The organism is Pseudomonas sp. 34 E 7, assembly GCF_900005715.1.
GTDB classification, from domain to species: domain Bacteria; phylum Pseudomonadota; class Gammaproteobacteria; order Pseudomonadales; family Pseudomonadaceae; genus Aquipseudomonas; species Aquipseudomonas orientalis_A.
The window spans coordinates 13,505-28,101 of the sequence record NZ_CVTX01000110.1 but is presented as its reverse complement, the minus strand read 5'-3'; the positions used below and the strand labels follow the sequence as shown (position 1 = coordinate 28,101).

Here is a 14,597-nt window from a genome sequence, read left to right as displayed (position 1 = left end):
ATATCGCGGCCGACCATGCAGGTCACCAACTGATCGTGGCTCAGCGCGCTCATGTCCTCGAAGGTGCGCACGAAGCGCCCGTCCTTGAACACCGTGACCGCAGTGCAGATACGGAACACTTCTTCCATGCGGTGGGAGACATAGAGCACCACTTTGCCCTCATCGCGCAGGTGCGTGATGATTGCCATCAAGCGATCAATTTCGCGGGCGGACAGGCTGCTGGTCGGTTCATCGAAGGCAATCACATGGGCGCCGCGGGACAGCGCCTTGGCGATTTCCACCAGTTGGCGCTGGCCCAGGGACAGGCGCCCGAGCTTTTCCTGGGGATCGATTTCATCGGCCAGGCCCTTGAGGCACGCCAGCGCCTGCTGGCGCAGCACGCCGCGGTTGACCACGCCAAAACGCGACGGCAAATGCCCGAGGAACAGGTTCTCGGCCACGGTCATTTCCGGCACCAGGTGCAGCTCCTGATGGATCACCGCCACGCCGCTGGCAATGCTGTCGGCGGCGTTCTTGAAGGCCATGGTCTGCTCGCCGATCTGCACCGTGCCGCTGCTGGGAATATAGGCGCCGCCGAGGATCTTCAGCAGCGTCGATTTACCCGCACCGTTCTCGCCCATCAGGGCGTGCACTTGCCCCGGGTGCGCGGTGAAGCTGATGCCATCGAGCGCCTTGACCCCAGGGAAGGTTTTGCCGATACCGTCAAAACGCAGGGCCGCAGCGGTCATTTCCACAGCCCGATCTTGGTCAGTTCTTCCTGGAAATTGGCGCGGGTGATCAGGGTCACTTCGTCCATGGCGGTGTATTTGGCGGGCTCTTTACCGGTGGTGACCCACTCGTACATCGCCAGCGCGGTGTTGTAGCCCTCGATATGCGGGCTTGGCAGCATCGAGCCGAAGAAGCCGCTGTCGGCTTTCTTCAATTCGCCGATGGCGTCGGTGCCATTGATGCCGATGCCGATCACGTTGGCGGCCTTGAAGCCGGCGCTTTCAGTGGCACGTACGCCACCGAGCACGGTGTTGTCGTTCATGCCGCCGATGATCAGGTTTTTCGCGCCGCTGGGCAGCTTGACCAGGGCCGAGTTGGTGGCGTCCATGCTGCCGGGCACGTCGAGGGTTTTAAGCGCGGCGGTGAGGATATGGTCCTTGGGAATGCCGGCTTCTTCCAGAGATTTGATCGAGCCGTCGGTGCGTTTCTTGCCGGTGTCGAGTTCGTTGAAGGTGTTGATCACCGCGTAGGTGTCCTTCCAGTCCCAGCCGCGTTTTTTCGCTTCGGCGGCCATGGCGGCGCCCTGTTTCTGGCCCACTTCAAACGCGGCCATGCCCAGGTACGGCACGTCTTCCATGAAGTTGCCCTTGGCATCGACAAAGCGGTCGTCCACGGCCATCACTTTGAGGCCGTTGACCTTAGCCTTGGCGACAATTGCCGGGCCGAGGGACACATCCGGCGGGCAGATCACAAAGCCCTTGGCGCCGTTGGCGGCCAGGCTGTCGATGGCCGACAGGGTTTTCTCGCCATCCGGCACGGCGATCTTGATCACAGTGAAACCGTGCTCCTTGCCGGCTTTTTCGGCAAAGGCCCATTCGGTCTGGAACCAGGGTTCTTCGGCCTGTTTGACCAGGAAGCCGATCTTCACTTCTTCAGCGGATGCGAACCCACTGAACGCCAACGCAAGCGCCACAGCGCCGAGTGTCTTCTTGAACATGGACCACCTCATTGTTGTTATTGGAAAACGGTTTAGTCGTGGTACATCACAGACCGCCCGCCATCGATCATCAGGCAGGTGGCATTGATAAAGGGCGCCTCGTCGGTCGCCAGAAACAGCGCGCTCATCGCCACCTCGATGGGCTGGCCGATGCGCTTGGGCGGGTGCAGGTCGAAGGCCCGCTGGCGCTCGGCGTGGGGGTCGGGGAACGTGTTCCAGTAGTCGACGTTGAGCTGGGTTTCGATATAGCCCGGGGCGATGGCATTCACGCGGATGCCCTTGGGCGCGTATTCGATGCCAAGGGCGCGGGTGAGGCCGAGCAGGCCGTGCTTGGCCACAGGGTAGGGAAAGCAGCCGGGAATGATGTGGCTGGAATGGGTGGACGCAATGTTGATGATGTTGCCGATGCCCTGCTCGATCATGTGCGGCAGCACCGCGCGGCAACCGTACCAGGCGCCGTCAAGGTCAATGGCGAAGCAGCGGCGCCAGTCCTCGTCGGTCATTTGCAGCGGGTCGCGAAACACGTTGACCCCGGCGCAGTTGACCAGCACGTCCACGCGGCCGAAGCGCTCGATGGCCACATTGACCAGTGCCTGCCATTGCTCTGTGGAAGTGATATCCACGGCCTGCGCGACAATCTCGGCGCCGCGTTCGCGCCAATGGGCCGCGACTTTCTCGACCTTGTCGCTCTGGATATCCGCGATCACCAACCGCGCCTGCTGCGCCTGGAAGCACGCCACGATGGCCTCGCCAATGCCTTGCGCAGCGCCGGTGATGATCACCACCTTGTGCTTGAGTCGCTCGCCGTAAGTGGGCTCGGGCACGGCGGGTAGGGACAACGGTTGTGCCTGCATCGCTTCACCTGTTTTATTTTTGGCAGTGAGTGCTGATGCAGGCGACTATAAACCCACAGCTTGAAATATCTCAATATATAAATTTACATCCCATAATATGAACAAACCTATAAAAAAACCGGCCGTATAGGGCCGGTTCCGCGCGCCTGTCAGCCCTGTGCGAAATCCCTCAGCGCATTGCCTTCCATGCGGTAGCGCACCCACTCTTCCTGGGGCTGCGCGCCGATGGACTTGTAGAACGCAATCGCCGGCTCGTTCCAGTCCAGCACGCTCCACTCGAAGCGCCCGCAGCCGTTGTCGCAGGCGATCCTGGCCAGGTGGCGCAGCAACTTCTTGCCCGCCCCGCCGCCGCGCTGTTCCGGGTTGATATAAAGGTCTTCCAGATACAGACAGTTACTGCCAAGCCAGGTGGAGTAGCTGAAAAAGAACACCGCAAAGCCAATCGGCAGACCGTCGCGCGAACAGATCAGGCCGTGGGCGGTGGAGCCCTCGCTGAACAAACTGCGTTCGATATCCACCACGCTGGCGATCACTTCGTGCCGGGCTTTCTCATACTCGGCCAGTTCAGTGATGAACGTCAGGATCTGCGCAGCATCGCTGGGTACGGCGGGGCGAATCTCGATGGTCATGGGCGCGCCTTGGGCAAGTTCAAAGCCCACATACTAAGACGCTTTGATGACTGATTGCAGCGCAATTTCCCTATGACGGGTACACAAATTCTTACAGGCCACATAAGACCGTTCGTCGCCATCAAGGCACAAACCGCAAAGTGCGGCTGACCAATCAAGGGTAAGGACATTAATCATATGGAGACACCCTCATGAAAAATTCCAAATTTGCTGCCCTGGCCCTCACCGGCCTGCTGTCTGCTGCGTCGTTGAGCGCGTTTGCCGCCACCTCGGCAACCGGCCCGACCGATCCAACGCCTGACGCCACCACCGAATCGCAAAAGTCCATGGGCACCGGTCTCGACACCAATGGCGGCGCGATCATGGACAACACCAACGCCGCCGACCCGCACACCAAGGGCCACGATACCCAGCGCCAGGCACCTGCTGCCGTCGGCAACGGCAAAATGGGCCCATCGGTGAACGAACCGAAGATCAATAAAGGCGACGATTCGAACCTGCCAGGCGCGCCGAAACAACCTGCACCTTGATACCTGCCTGACCCGCTCGACACCCGATCATTTCCCAGTGAAGAGGTACACATGAACGTTGATAGAAACCTTGAACGAGAAGTCCTCACTCGCCTGCTGCACGCTCATCCGCAAGGTTTGGGCAAGGAGGTGCTGGATAACTATCGCGGCGGAAAAGAAGTCGCCAGTGTCTTGGCCTTCCTGCAGGACCGCGGGCTGATCAAGGATGGACATGTGACCACCGACGACGCCGGTGAATATTCGTTGAACCTGCCGATCAAGTTGACCGCGTCGGGTGTGGATGAGGCGCGCAAGCTCGAGGGTCAAGGCTTGCAGTGATGCCATCTCTGGTCTGGCCCTGCGACCACCCAATGTGGAAGGGGGCTTGCCCTATCTCAATGTAGGAGCGAGCTAGCTCGCGAAAAACTCACAGGCACCGCGTTCATTCAGGAAGCACGCGTTATCGTTGACGTTTTTCGCGAGCAAGCTCGCTCCTACAGAGGGCAGGGGCAAGCCCCTTTTTTATTCGGTGAGCAGTGCGTCGACTTCAGCAGTGCCTGGAGACGTCGCAGGCCCCCAGCGTGTCACCGCCAACGCCGCCGCTGCATTCGCTCGACGCGCTGCCTCGACGGGGTTCAAGCCGTTCGCCAGTGCGGCGATAAACACCCCGGCATGCGCATCCCCCGCGCCATTGCTGTCCACCGCCTGCACCTTGAAACCCGGCACATGCCTGATGTCGCTCGCCTGCCCTACCCAGCATCCATTCGGCCCATCGCGCACCACCAACAGCGCGTTGGCGGGCAAGTGCCGACTCAACGCGGGCAGCGCAGCGGCGATGTCCGGTGCACCGGTAAACGCCAGCGCTTCAGGCCCATTGCTGGTCCAGATATCGATACGCGGCAGCAGCGCTCGCATCAAGGCCGAGTCCGGCGCCTTGACCAGCGGGCCTGGATCGAACATCACCAGCACCTCGCGCGGCAGCGCCAGCAACCAGTCGATCAGCGCCTGCGCCTTGCCCTCAAGCAGCAGGCTGTAACCGCTGACATACACATAGTCATCGCTGCGCGGCACTACCCGGGCCAGGTCATCGGCACTCAGTTCCCCCTCGGCGCCGAGGTGGGAAATGAACGTGCGCTCCGTGGTGGCTTCGGTCAGGGAGACGCATAGGCCGGTGTCCTGGCCGCTGCTGGCCGGCAGTGCCATTTCAATGCCTTCTGCCTGCATCGCAGCGCGGGCCAGGTCACCAAAGCGGCCGCTGCCGTGACGCCCCAGGTAAACCACCGGCAAACCATTACGCCGCGCGGCGGCCATGACGTTGAAGCCACCGCCGGCTTCAAAACTGGCGGACCTGGCCAACACGTCGCCCCCGCTCGGCGGCAAGGTATCGAGGGCCATGACCAGGTCGACGATGACCTGTCCGGTGTGCAGCAATCTAGACATTGGGACGCTCGACTAACGCGGGACGTCGATCGGCAGCGCCGCCGAGTACGGCATAGACACCGCCGGCCACCAGGAAGGTGACGATCCAGCCGAGGCCGTTATGGCCGAGCCAGGAATCGGACAATGGCCCGGCAAACCAGATGTTGTCGGCGGTGGTGCCGATGGTGGTAAAGCTGAACCCCAGCACGATGGCCAGCGCCCAGGCGCCAAATGCGCGCCACTCCACACCGCCGCGATACCAGTAGGCGCTGCTCGGGCTGACATCCAGCAAATCCTTGGGGCTGTAGTAGTGACGGTGGATCAGGTCGACCACGAAAATCCCCACCCAGGCAGTAATCGGCACCGCCAGCAAGGAGATGAAGGTGATGAACGGACCGTAGAAACTGTCGGCGATCAGCATGAAGTAAATGGAGCCGGCAAAAATCGCCACGATGTCGACGATCACCGCGTGCACGCGCTTGACCTTCAAGCCCAGGGTCAGGGTGGTGAGGCCGGCTGAATACACCGACAGGTTGTTCGACAACAGCAGCCCGCCGAACGCGGTGATCAGGTACGGCACCGCCATCCAGGTCGGCAGCATGTCGCGGATCGCAATGATCGGGTCCGTGGCCGAGGCCAGGTCGTTGTTACCCACCGACAGCAAGCCACCTAGGGTGATCAGCAACACCAGCGGTATGCCCGCACCGAACGCGGCAGAGGCCACCAGGCGCACGGCCTTGACGCTGCGGTGCTGGTAACGCGACATATCGGCACCGGCGTTGGCCCAGCCGATGCCGGTACCGGCCGCCATGGTGCCGATGCCGATGATCATGGCGCTCAGCGGCGCCGGCGTGGCGTTGAAGACTGCGCTCCAGTCGATGGTGGCGCAGAGGAAGCCGCCCACCAGAATATTCAGCGCGCCGAACACGTAGGTTGCCCATTTCTGGATCACCAGCAAGGTGGCATGGCCCAGGCCGGAAACGGCCAGGGTCAGCAGCACGAAAACGGCGATGAAGATCAGGGTCAGCAACGGCGCGCTTTTCGCTTCCACCGGGGAACCGAACAGGATCGAGCACAGCGACAGCAACACAAACGCGGCCGTGGTGGTGTTGACCGTTTCCCAGCCCAGGCGCGACATCAGCGACACGAGGGTCGGCCCGATATTGCCGCGTACGCCGAAGATGGCGCGGGACAAGGTCAGGCTGGGCGCGCGGCCACGGCGACCGGCGATGGAAATGATGCCCACCACCGCGAAGGAACCGGCAGCGCCCAGGATTGCGACGATGATCGCCTGCCAGATGGCCAGGCCGCGAAACGCAACCAGGGTGGCACCCAGCGGCAAGCCGAGGATGCTGATATTGGCCGCGAACCAGACCCAGAACAGTTGCAGCGGATGCCCGTTGCACTCGCCTTCCGGGACCGGCTCGATGCCGCGTGTTTCCAATTGCCCGACGCTTTGGCCGGAAGAGGTGCTGCTCATGGGGTGGGGGCTCCTGGTGCCTGTATTGTTATGGTTGTGGCAACGCTTCAATGGCGGATCAACGTGATGCCTGGCGCAAGGCGAGCAGGTCTTGAACCAGCACTTGCACATCCAGGCTGTTGACCTGCTTGACCTGCTCGATCAACGGCCCGGGCCAGCACTGCATCCCCAGACACGCGCCAAGCATGGCGCCGAGGATCGCGGCGATGGTGTCGGTGTCGCCGCCCAGGCTCGCGGCCAGGCACAGCGCTTCGAACGCGTTCATGTCGCCCGACGCCACTTGCTGCGCGAGGGCGAACGACACCACCACCGACTCCTGGGAGGCGACGGAGGTACCAATCAATTCATAGAGCAAGTCGGTGAACAGCGCAGTGTCGCCGCTGCCGACGCTCAGGGTGCGTGCCCAACTGATGCGGGTCGACATGCGTCCGCCGGCAACCCAGTGGCCATGGTGTTCGGCCTGTTGCGCCACCTGGGTGCCGATGTTCAGCGCTTCGCCCAGGTCGACGCCATTGATACCGGCCGAGACCACCGCCGCGACCGCCGCCGCGCTGGCAATGCCCAGGCTGGTGTTGTGGGTGACCTGGCAGGCCTGGATCACCGCCCGGATAAACTGCGCCGGGTCACTGACATCGGCGGCGATGCCCACCGGCGTGATGCGCATGGCCGCGCCATTGGTAGTGCCGTAGCGCCCGGACTCTGCGGGCGTGTGCCCGGCGAGGATCATGTCGATCGCACGCTTGGTGGACGGCCCGAGCAGGTCCTGGGAACCCTTGGCGCGCATGCTCGCCTCCCAGTCGATCAGGCGTTGGGCGAGAACGCCGGGTTCGATCGTGCCGCGGCCTTCGACCAACAACTCACCGACCAGGATCGCCTGTTCGGTGTCATCGGTGATCGAACCGGCGGGCATGTTCGGCGCGATCGGTTGATCGGGGCCGGCATCTTCCAGGGCGGTGATGGCGCCGAAGCGCTGGCGGACCTGCTCACGACTCAGGGATTGGGTGGGCATGCCCAGCGCATCGCCCAGGGCCAGGCCATAAAAAGCGCCGAGCGCGCGGATTTCAGCAGTCATTTGGACGCCCCAAATTGCAGGTGCAAACGAAAATGCACGGGATCGAGCAAGCTTTCGACATGCTCCATGAAACGCTCGCGACGGTCATAGGTGGTGCGCGAGGCCTTGAGGAATACTGTGCCGGCCGGACGGCCGAGTAACTGAGCGTCTTCATCGCCCAGGGCCTCGGCGCCGATCCATTGGTCGCCCGTGGCGCCCACATAGCCGTAGGCCGCCAGGGTGATGGTCAGGGAATGGTCGATCAGGCCGATGCGGGGCAGGCTTTCCAGATCGCCGGTGGCGGGCATCAGCGAGCGTTCCAGCGACACCGCTGTTCCGTCGGCGGTGCGGCGCAGGCGATCGAGGGCAATGAACTGCTCGCTGCCCAAACGGCTGGACAAGTCCGGGCGTGTCACCGCTTCGAAGCGCAGCACCTCGGTGCTCACCTGCGCGCCGGTGTCCGCCAGGGCCTGGGCCCACCCGTGGCGCTGGTCGAGCCCCATGCCGTCAAAGGTGACGATGGAGCCGACACCGCTTTGGGTGGCAATGTAATTGCGCCGCTTGAGCTCGGCCAGCGCCTCGCGCAGGGTGCCACGACTGACCGCAAACTCCTCGGCCAATTGGTGTTCACCCGGCAACAGGAAACCGTCGGCCATCACCCCACCCTCGATACGGCGGATGAGCTCGTCGACGACGCGTTTTTTCTTATCGAATCGAACATGTCTAATCATGTACAAATTGATAACCGAAAGGCGCCGTCTCCAGCAAGCGAATTATGTCAGGGCAATGAAAAAACCGACGTCAGGGCTCCAGGCCAATCGGGAAAAACTCCCCGCTGCTCCACACCCCAAGCCAGTTCTGACCGTTGATCGGACGGCTTACCGCCAACTCCACCAATTGGTAAAACGCGTTGCGGTGCACCAGGGCTTCAAGATTGCTGCGCACCCGCAGATAAGGCGCCGGTTCCTCGGTAAGCGGATCGATCACCACCCGCAACGGGTGCTCGGGGCCGGCCTCGATCTGTTCGTCGACGTTGGTGGTAAACCGCAGCACCTGGCGCTCGCCCTGCCCTTGCACCTCAAGGGTGACGGCAACGAATGGCGCGTCATCGACAGTGATGCCGACCTTTTCCACCGGAGTGACCAGAAAATAATCATCGCCATCGCGGCGAATGATGTTGGAGAACAACTTGACCATGGGTTTGCGCCCGATAGGCGTGCCCTGATAGAACCAGGTGCCGTCACGGGCGATGCGCATGTTGATATTGCCGCAGAAATCCGGGCTCCACAGATGCACCGGCGCCGGCCCTTTACCCTTGGGCAGTTGCGCCAACAGATCATTGGCCTTGGCGGTATCGGTCATGGAGGTCTCCTCAGGCTTACTGATTGCTCATGCCGAGCAAGCCTCGGGCGTACTGGGCCAGCGGCCGGGCAATCAGATCTTGTGGCGTGTTGTCGTGGAACGTCAGTAAACCGCCACGACTGCGAATGCGTGCAGTATCAATCAAATACTGGGTGCTGGTCTCGATCAACATGATCTGGATCACGCCGCTGTCCAGGCCAAGGCGGTCCAGGGCTTGCTGGTCAGTCCATTCGTCGGCGTTGCCGATACGGTCGTCGGCTGCCGCAAAACGGCAGTACAGCAAGTAATGAGCGCCCACCCCGCGCGCTTCGGCCATGGCCTGTTCGAGTCCTTCGGGCTGACGGGCGCGACGCACCATGGGGAAATATTCGACGAAGCCGTTGAACGCTTCCTCGGCCACCACGTTGGGGCGCGGATACGCGCTGCCGGGCGGCACAAAAGCGCCCTGGGCGATAAAGATGAAGGAGTCCGGCTGCACACGAATTGAAGCGGTGCGGCGCGTATCACTGTGGTCGAGCAAGCCGGCGTCGCTCATCTGATAGCGGGTGCCTTCGGCCATATCGCTGACGGTCATGCAACCACTGAGTGCCAACGACGCCAGCAACAAAACCAGACTACGCATCCTATCCTCCAGAAGCCGGTGACGGAAAACCGGCGAATGGGCGTGAGATGCAGAATCTGCGCCAGCTTGATTTAAATGTGGGAGGGGGCTTGCCCTGATGCCCTGCAGGAGCAAGCTTGCTCGCGAAAAACCCACAGGCACCGCGCTCATTCAGAAGGCACGCGTTATCGTTGACGTTTTTCGCGAGCAAGCTCGCTCCTACAGGCCGCATCCACAAGTTAGCCGCCAATGATCTTCATCACCGTCGCGCCGCCCGAGAAGGCCACTTCCTGCTTGTCGCCCAAGGCCTTCATCAGCAGCCCTTGCAGCGCCGGCAGTGCCTGATGGCGCGGTTTGTCCAGCAGGTCGCCGACGTAGTGACGATTGCTCGAAGACAGGCAACCATGCAACCACCCCGTGGACGACAGCCGCAACCGCGAACAGGTGCGGCAGAACGGCACGCTCTCATTGGCGATCACGCCAAAGAAGCCCTTGCCCGGCACTTCATAGCGCACGGCCGTGGCGTCGACGGGCGCATTGGCTTGCAGGTATTCATGCTGTTCGCCGATCAGGCTGAGCAACTGTTGCAGGCTGACGAATTGCTGCAGGAAGGCGTTGGAGTCTTTGGCCAGGTGGCCCATGCGCATCAATTCGATAAAGCGCAGCTCGTAGCCTCGCTCCAGGCAGTAATCGAGCAACGGCAGCACCTGGTCCAGGTTCTGGCCGCGTAAGGGCACCATATTGACCTTGATCTTGATTCCAGCCGCGCGGGCCTGGTCCATGCCGTCGAGCACAGTGGCCAGGTCGCCACCACGGGCGATGCTGCGAAAGGCGTCGGCATCCAGGGTGTCGAGGGACACGTTGATGCGCCGGATACCGGCGTCCACCAGCAGCGGCAGCTTGCGCGCCAGCAACTGGCCGTTGGTGGTCAGGCTGATATCGCTGAGCCCCATCTGCCCCACGGCGCCCATGAAGGCTTCCAGCTTGGGACTGACCAACGGCTCACCCCCGGTAATCCGCAGGCGATCGATGCCGGCCGCTTCGATCAGGTACGCCACGCCCCGCGCCATGGCCTGGGCCGAGAGTTCGTCCTGGGCAGCCACCAGCCGCTTGCCGTTGGGCACGCAATAGGTACAGGCATAATTGCAGGCTGAGGTCAGGCTGATCCGCAAATTGCGAAATCGCCTGCCTTGACGATCGACGATCATGTACCACTCCGGCAGAGGATGAATCGGGGCGCGCTAAAAGCTGACTGATAAATCAGCTTTTAGCAAGGGGCCTTGCCTGAGTATATTCCCGGGGTCCTGCGCATGGCAGTAAATCATCAGGTGGAGGGCGACTCCACGGCCGGCGGCTCGGTACTGTGCTTGCGCTTGTTGCCCATGCGCACGCCAATATCCATCAGGAACTGGAAGAAACCTTCCTGGTCTTCCAGCACATTGCTCCAGAACGGCGAGTGGTACAGCGCCACGGCGCCATGCACCAGGGCCCAGGCGGCGCAGTAGTGAAAGTAGGGAGGCACGTCTTCAAGCTTGCCTTCACTGATACGGCCCTTGATCAGCAAGGTCAGGCGTTCAAAGTTCGAGGCGCGGATCTTGTGCAGTTCCTCGACCATTTCCGGTACTTGGTGACCCTTGACGACCTTTTCTTCCAGGCGGTCAAACAGACGGTAGCGCTGCGGATCGCGCATGCGGAACTCGAAATAGGCCCGGGACAAGGCCTCTTTGTCCTTGTCGACATCGGCTGAATGCAGCAGCTCGTTCAAGTCACGCTCGTAGTCGAGCATCAGGCGCAGGTAAATCTCGGCCTTGGACTTGAAGTGCTTGTAGATCGTGCCTTTGCCGATACCCACGGCATCCGCGATCATCTCGACGGTGACGCTGTCTTCGCCTTGTTCGAGGAACAATTTGAGTGCGGTGTCGAGAATTTCCTGCTCACGGCGGCGAAACTCACGGACCTTACGGGGTTCTTTATGCATGAGGAAGAGGTCTGCAAAGGTCGGAATAGGAAGGGTTGCGCAGGCCACGGATACGTGGCGATACGATTTACCCGATGCGAGGGATTATCCCGACTGAACGGTCGTTGGGCAACGCCTATGTGACCCCGTTATGCACTTTACTTTCAGTCCGCCAACGATTTGCCCGATATCAGTCAGAAACAAGACGCGCTATTCCCACCTGCGCATCCGCTCAATGAGAACTCAAGCGAAGCGCGCGTATTCCAAATCCGTTTAAAAATCGACCCATCGAGACTGGACTGAATCCCAGAGTGATCAATACTTCAAGTGTCGTCGCGACATCTCCCCCAAGTGAAGCGTCGACCTGGGTACCGACGGACTGCGTACCCTTGTTTTACTCCTAATGGTCTTAACCCGGATTCACCCCCCAGAACCCGGGTTTTTTTTGCCTGCGATTTTCTCCTGCAGAAGCGAGCTTGCTCGCGAAGAACTCATAGACACCGCGTTTATCCAGGTTGCACGCGTTATCGTTGACGTTTTTCGCGAGCAAGCGCGCTACGTCGCAGAAGTAGCAGCGCCGGCCACATGGGCCAATGGAAACAGACGCTTGAAGTTCTCGGTCGTCTGCTCGGCGAAGCGCTCGTAGGACTCGCCGCGCAGCATCGCCAGATAATCCGCCACGTCACGCACATATTCCGGCAGGTTCGGCTTGCCGCGATGGGGGATCGGCGCCAGGTACGGCGAATCGGTTTCCACCAGCAGCCGGTCGGCAGGCACCTGGCGCGCCACATCACGCAACGCGTCGGCATTGCGGAAGGTAACGATGCCCGACAGGGAAATATAGAACCCCAGGTCCAGGGCCGCCTTGGCCATCGCCCAGTCTTCGGTAAAGCAATGCAGCACACCGGCCTGGGGCAGCGCGGCTTCGCGCAAGAGCGTCAGGGTATCGGCGCGAGCCCCACGGGTGTGGACGATCACCGGTTTGCCGGTGTGTTGCGCAGCGTGCAGGTGCAGGCGGAATGAGGCCTGCTGCAGGTCGGCGGCTTCGGGTTCGTAGTGGTAATCCAGGCCGGTCTCGCCAATGGCGACGACGCGCGGGTGATCGAGTTCGCCGAGCAGCCAGTCCAGGGCCGGTGCTTCGCCGGGCTTGAGGTCCAGCGGGTGGATACCCACCGAGCAATCCACATCGGCGTAGCGATCAGCCAGGGCTTTGACGTCGGCGGCATTTTCGGCACTGACGCCGATGCACAGGAAGTGCCCTACCCCGCGCTGGCGCGCAGCGTCGAGGGCGGCGTCCAGGGAGCCGTTGTGCTGGGCGAGATCAAGACGGTCGAGATGGCAATGGGAGTCTACGAGCATGGGCAATTACAACTTGAGTAGTGTCTGGCCGACGATACACCCGTCGGCCAAGGAAATTAACGCCGGCCGAGCAAGCCGACCCATTGGACCAGCAGTGCTTCAAGCAACAGCACGCGGTTGAGGTTGGCCTTGCCGAGCACTTTCTGACGCTGGGCGAGAATCCAGTCCTGAATGCTCAGCACCTTGTCCTGGGCACTTTTCTGCGCAAGGTATTGCACCACCTTGCGCATGTCCGGCAAACCCAGGCCGTTTTCGTCCTGGGTCAACTGGTAGCGCAGGATCAGGCTCGACCAGTCGCAGAACCAGTCGAACAGCAGCAGCAGGGGAATGTCCTTCCACGCGCTTTCGGCCAATTGCGTGGCGGACAGTTCCTGCTTGATCAGTTTCTTCACACCGTCTACGACCAGTGCCCGTTGCTCGCGCACGCCCTGGGCGTGCAGCTTCACCGCCGCAAGCGGCGAGCCCGCGGCCAGGGTCAGCAATTCGATCCGTTCCTGCTCGGCGCAATCGGGCAGCGCCTGCGCCAGCCATTGCAGGCTCATGGCCTCGCTCGGCAAAGGGCATGCCTGCTGCACGCAACGGCTGCGGATGGTCGGCAGCAAGCGGCTGGATTGATGACTCACCAGCAACAGCACGGTGTCGCCGGACGGTTCTTCCAGACTCTTGAGCAACGCGTTGGCGGCGTTGATGTTCATCGCCTCTACCGGCTCGATCAGCACCACCTTGCGCCCGCCCATCTGCGCGGTTTGCACCACGAAGCTGACGAGGTCGCGCACCTGGTCGACCTTGATCGCCTTGTCCGCTTCCTCAGGTTCCAGCACATAGTTATCGGGGTGGCTGCCGGCCTTCAGCAGCAGGCAGGATTTGCATTCGCCGCAGGCTTGCAGGTCAACGGGGCGCTGGCACAACAGGCTCGCCATCAAGCGCTCGGCCAGGGCACGCTTGCCGATACCGGTCGGACCGTGCAGCAAATAGGCGTGGGCGTGTTGGGCTCGGCCGGCCAACTGCTGCCAGAGACCGTCCTGCCACGGGTAGGCTTCAGCCACGAGCGCGCTCCAGCAGGGTCGGTAACAGCGCATCAAGGGCTTGCTGCACCTGAGCCAGCGGCTGGGCGGCGTCAAGCAGGTAGTAACGCGTAGGCTCCGCCCTGGCACGCTCGAGGAACGCGGTGCGCACGGCGTCGAAAAATGCCTGGCCTTCCAGCTCGAAACGATCCAGACGACCGCGCGCGCTGGCGCGGGCCATGCCCACTTCCACCGGCAGGTCGAACAGCAGGGTCAGGTCGGGGCGCAAGTCCCCCTGCACGAAGGCTTCCAGGGCAGCGATACGCTGCAGGCACAACCCACGACCGCCGCCCTGGTAGGCGTAGGTGGAGTCGGTAAAACGGTCGCAGATCACCACGGCGCCGCGGGCCAGGGCCGGTCGGATCACCTCGGCCAGATGCTGGGCACGGGCGGCGAACACCAGCAGCAGCTCGGTGTCCGTATTCATCGGCTCGTCACCCGGGGCCAGCAATACTTCACGGATGCGCTCGGCCAGCGGCGTACCGCCAGGCTCACGGGTCAGCACCACTTCGACGCCCGCAGCGCGCAGGCGCTCGGCCAGGTAATCGCGGTTGGTGCTTTTGCCGGCGCCTTCCGGGCCTTCGAGGGTTATAAACAAGCCAGTCAC

At 62.0% G+C, this 14,597-nt stretch carries 17 protein-coding genes; 2 read left to right on the top strand and 15 right to left on the bottom strand.

Annotation, left to right across the window (positions count from 1 at the left end; translation table 11 throughout):
- The 4 genes from BFP96_RS09410 to BFP96_RS09395 all read right to left on the bottom strand — a co-directional run.
- The coding region (locus tag BFP96_RS09410) for an ATP-binding cassette domain-containing protein (protein ID WP_139113375.1) at positions 1 to 728 on the bottom strand (728 nt) is incomplete at its 3' end.
- A complete protein-coding gene (locus BFP96_RS09405; RefSeq protein WP_104504402.1) occupies positions 725 to 1,705 on the bottom strand; it encodes a substrate-binding domain-containing protein in 981 nt (326 codons plus the stop codon). The genes BFP96_RS09405 and BFP96_RS09410, both read right to left, overlap by 4 nt.
- Before the next feature lie 32 nt (positions 1,706 to 1,737).
- The gene (locus tag BFP96_RS09400) at positions 1,738 to 2,559 is read right to left on the bottom strand and encodes an SDR family oxidoreductase (RefSeq protein WP_065936081.1); all 822 of its coding nucleotides are present in this window, start codon (positions 2,557 to 2,559) and stop codon (positions 1,738 to 1,740) included.
- Positions 2,560 to 2,708: 149 nt separating this feature from the next.
- Positions 2,709 to 3,188 carry a GNAT family N-acetyltransferase gene (locus BFP96_RS09395; RefSeq protein WP_065892927.1) on the bottom strand — a complete coding sequence of 160 codons (480 nt, stop codon included), beginning with the start codon at positions 3,186 to 3,188 and terminating at the stop codon, positions 2,709 to 2,711.
- A gap of 191 nt (positions 3,189 to 3,379) precedes the next feature.
- Between BFP96_RS09395 and BFP96_RS09390 the strand changes: the two genes are divergently transcribed.
- Together BFP96_RS09390 and BFP96_RS09385 are read left to right on the top strand one after the other, a co-directional pair.
- On the top strand, positions 3,380 to 3,718 hold the full coding sequence (locus tag BFP96_RS09390) for a hypothetical protein (protein WP_065936080.1): 339 nt from the start codon (positions 3,380 to 3,382) through the stop codon (positions 3,716 to 3,718).
- A gap of 51 nt (positions 3,719 to 3,769) precedes the next feature.
- Complete coding sequence (locus BFP96_RS09385; protein ID WP_065883719.1) at positions 3,770 to 4,036, top strand: hypothetical protein; 267 nt, start codon at positions 3,770 to 3,772, stop codon at positions 4,034 to 4,036.
- A gap of 183 nt (positions 4,037 to 4,219) precedes the next feature.
- Here BFP96_RS09385 and BFP96_RS09380 read toward each other — a convergent pair whose 3' ends face one another.
- From BFP96_RS09380 to tmk, 11 genes are all read right to left on the bottom strand, one after another.
- Positions 4,220 to 5,137: a PfkB family carbohydrate kinase gene (locus tag BFP96_RS09380; RefSeq protein ID WP_065936079.1), complete on the bottom strand. Its 918-nt coding sequence runs from the start codon at positions 5,135 to 5,137 to the stop codon at positions 4,220 to 4,222.
- Entirely contained in the window at positions 5,130 to 6,596 is a 1,467-nt protein-coding gene (locus tag BFP96_RS09375) for a purine-cytosine permease family protein (protein WP_065892929.1), read from the bottom strand. The genes BFP96_RS09380 and BFP96_RS09375 overlap by 8 nt, the downstream gene beginning before the upstream one ends.
- 58 nt (positions 6,597 to 6,654) lie before the next feature.
- Positions 6,655 to 7,668 (bottom strand): ADP-ribosylglycohydrolase family protein, encoded by a 1,014-nt coding sequence (locus tag BFP96_RS09370; RefSeq protein ID WP_065892930.1) that lies wholly within the window; start codon positions 7,666 to 7,668, stop codon positions 6,655 to 6,657.
- Positions 7,665 to 8,378, bottom strand: coding sequence for a GntR family transcriptional regulator (locus tag BFP96_RS09365; protein WP_065892931.1), 714 nt, complete (start codon positions 8,376 to 8,378; stop codon positions 7,665 to 7,667). Before BFP96_RS09365 ends, BFP96_RS09370 begins: the two co-directional genes overlap by 4 nt.
- Before the next feature lie 70 nt (positions 8,379 to 8,448).
- Entirely contained in the window at positions 8,449 to 9,009 is a 561-nt protein-coding gene (locus BFP96_RS09360; protein WP_065936078.1) for a DUF1285 domain-containing protein, read from the bottom strand.
- Positions 9,010 to 9,025: 16 nt separating this feature from the next.
- A complete protein-coding gene (locus BFP96_RS09355; RefSeq protein ID WP_065936077.1) occupies positions 9,026 to 9,631 on the bottom strand; it encodes a DUF4823 domain-containing protein in 606 nt (201 codons plus the stop codon).
- A gap of 218 nt (positions 9,632 to 9,849) precedes the next feature.
- Entirely contained in the window at positions 9,850 to 10,818 is a 969-nt protein-coding gene (locus tag BFP96_RS09350) for a GTP 3',8-cyclase MoaA (RefSeq protein ID WP_065883735.1), read from the bottom strand.
- Between the two features lie 116 nt (positions 10,819 to 10,934).
- A complete protein-coding gene (locus BFP96_RS09345; RefSeq protein WP_065883737.1) occupies positions 10,935 to 11,588 on the bottom strand; it encodes a TetR/AcrR family transcriptional regulator in 654 nt (217 codons plus the stop codon).
- A gap of 534 nt (positions 11,589 to 12,122) precedes the next feature.
- Positions 12,123 to 12,926 (bottom strand): TatD family hydrolase, encoded by an 804-nt coding sequence (locus tag BFP96_RS09340; RefSeq protein WP_065936076.1) that lies wholly within the window; start codon positions 12,924 to 12,926, stop codon positions 12,123 to 12,125.
- Between the two features lie 56 nt (positions 12,927 to 12,982).
- Positions 12,983 to 13,972 (bottom strand): DNA polymerase III subunit delta', encoded by a 990-nt coding sequence (locus tag BFP96_RS09335; RefSeq protein ID WP_065936075.1) that lies wholly within the window; start codon positions 13,970 to 13,972, stop codon positions 12,983 to 12,985.
- A complete protein-coding gene (tmk, locus tag BFP96_RS09330; RefSeq protein WP_065936074.1) occupies positions 13,965 to 14,597 on the bottom strand; it encodes a dTMP kinase in 633 nt (210 codons plus the stop codon). Before tmk ends, BFP96_RS09335 begins: the two co-directional genes overlap by 8 nt.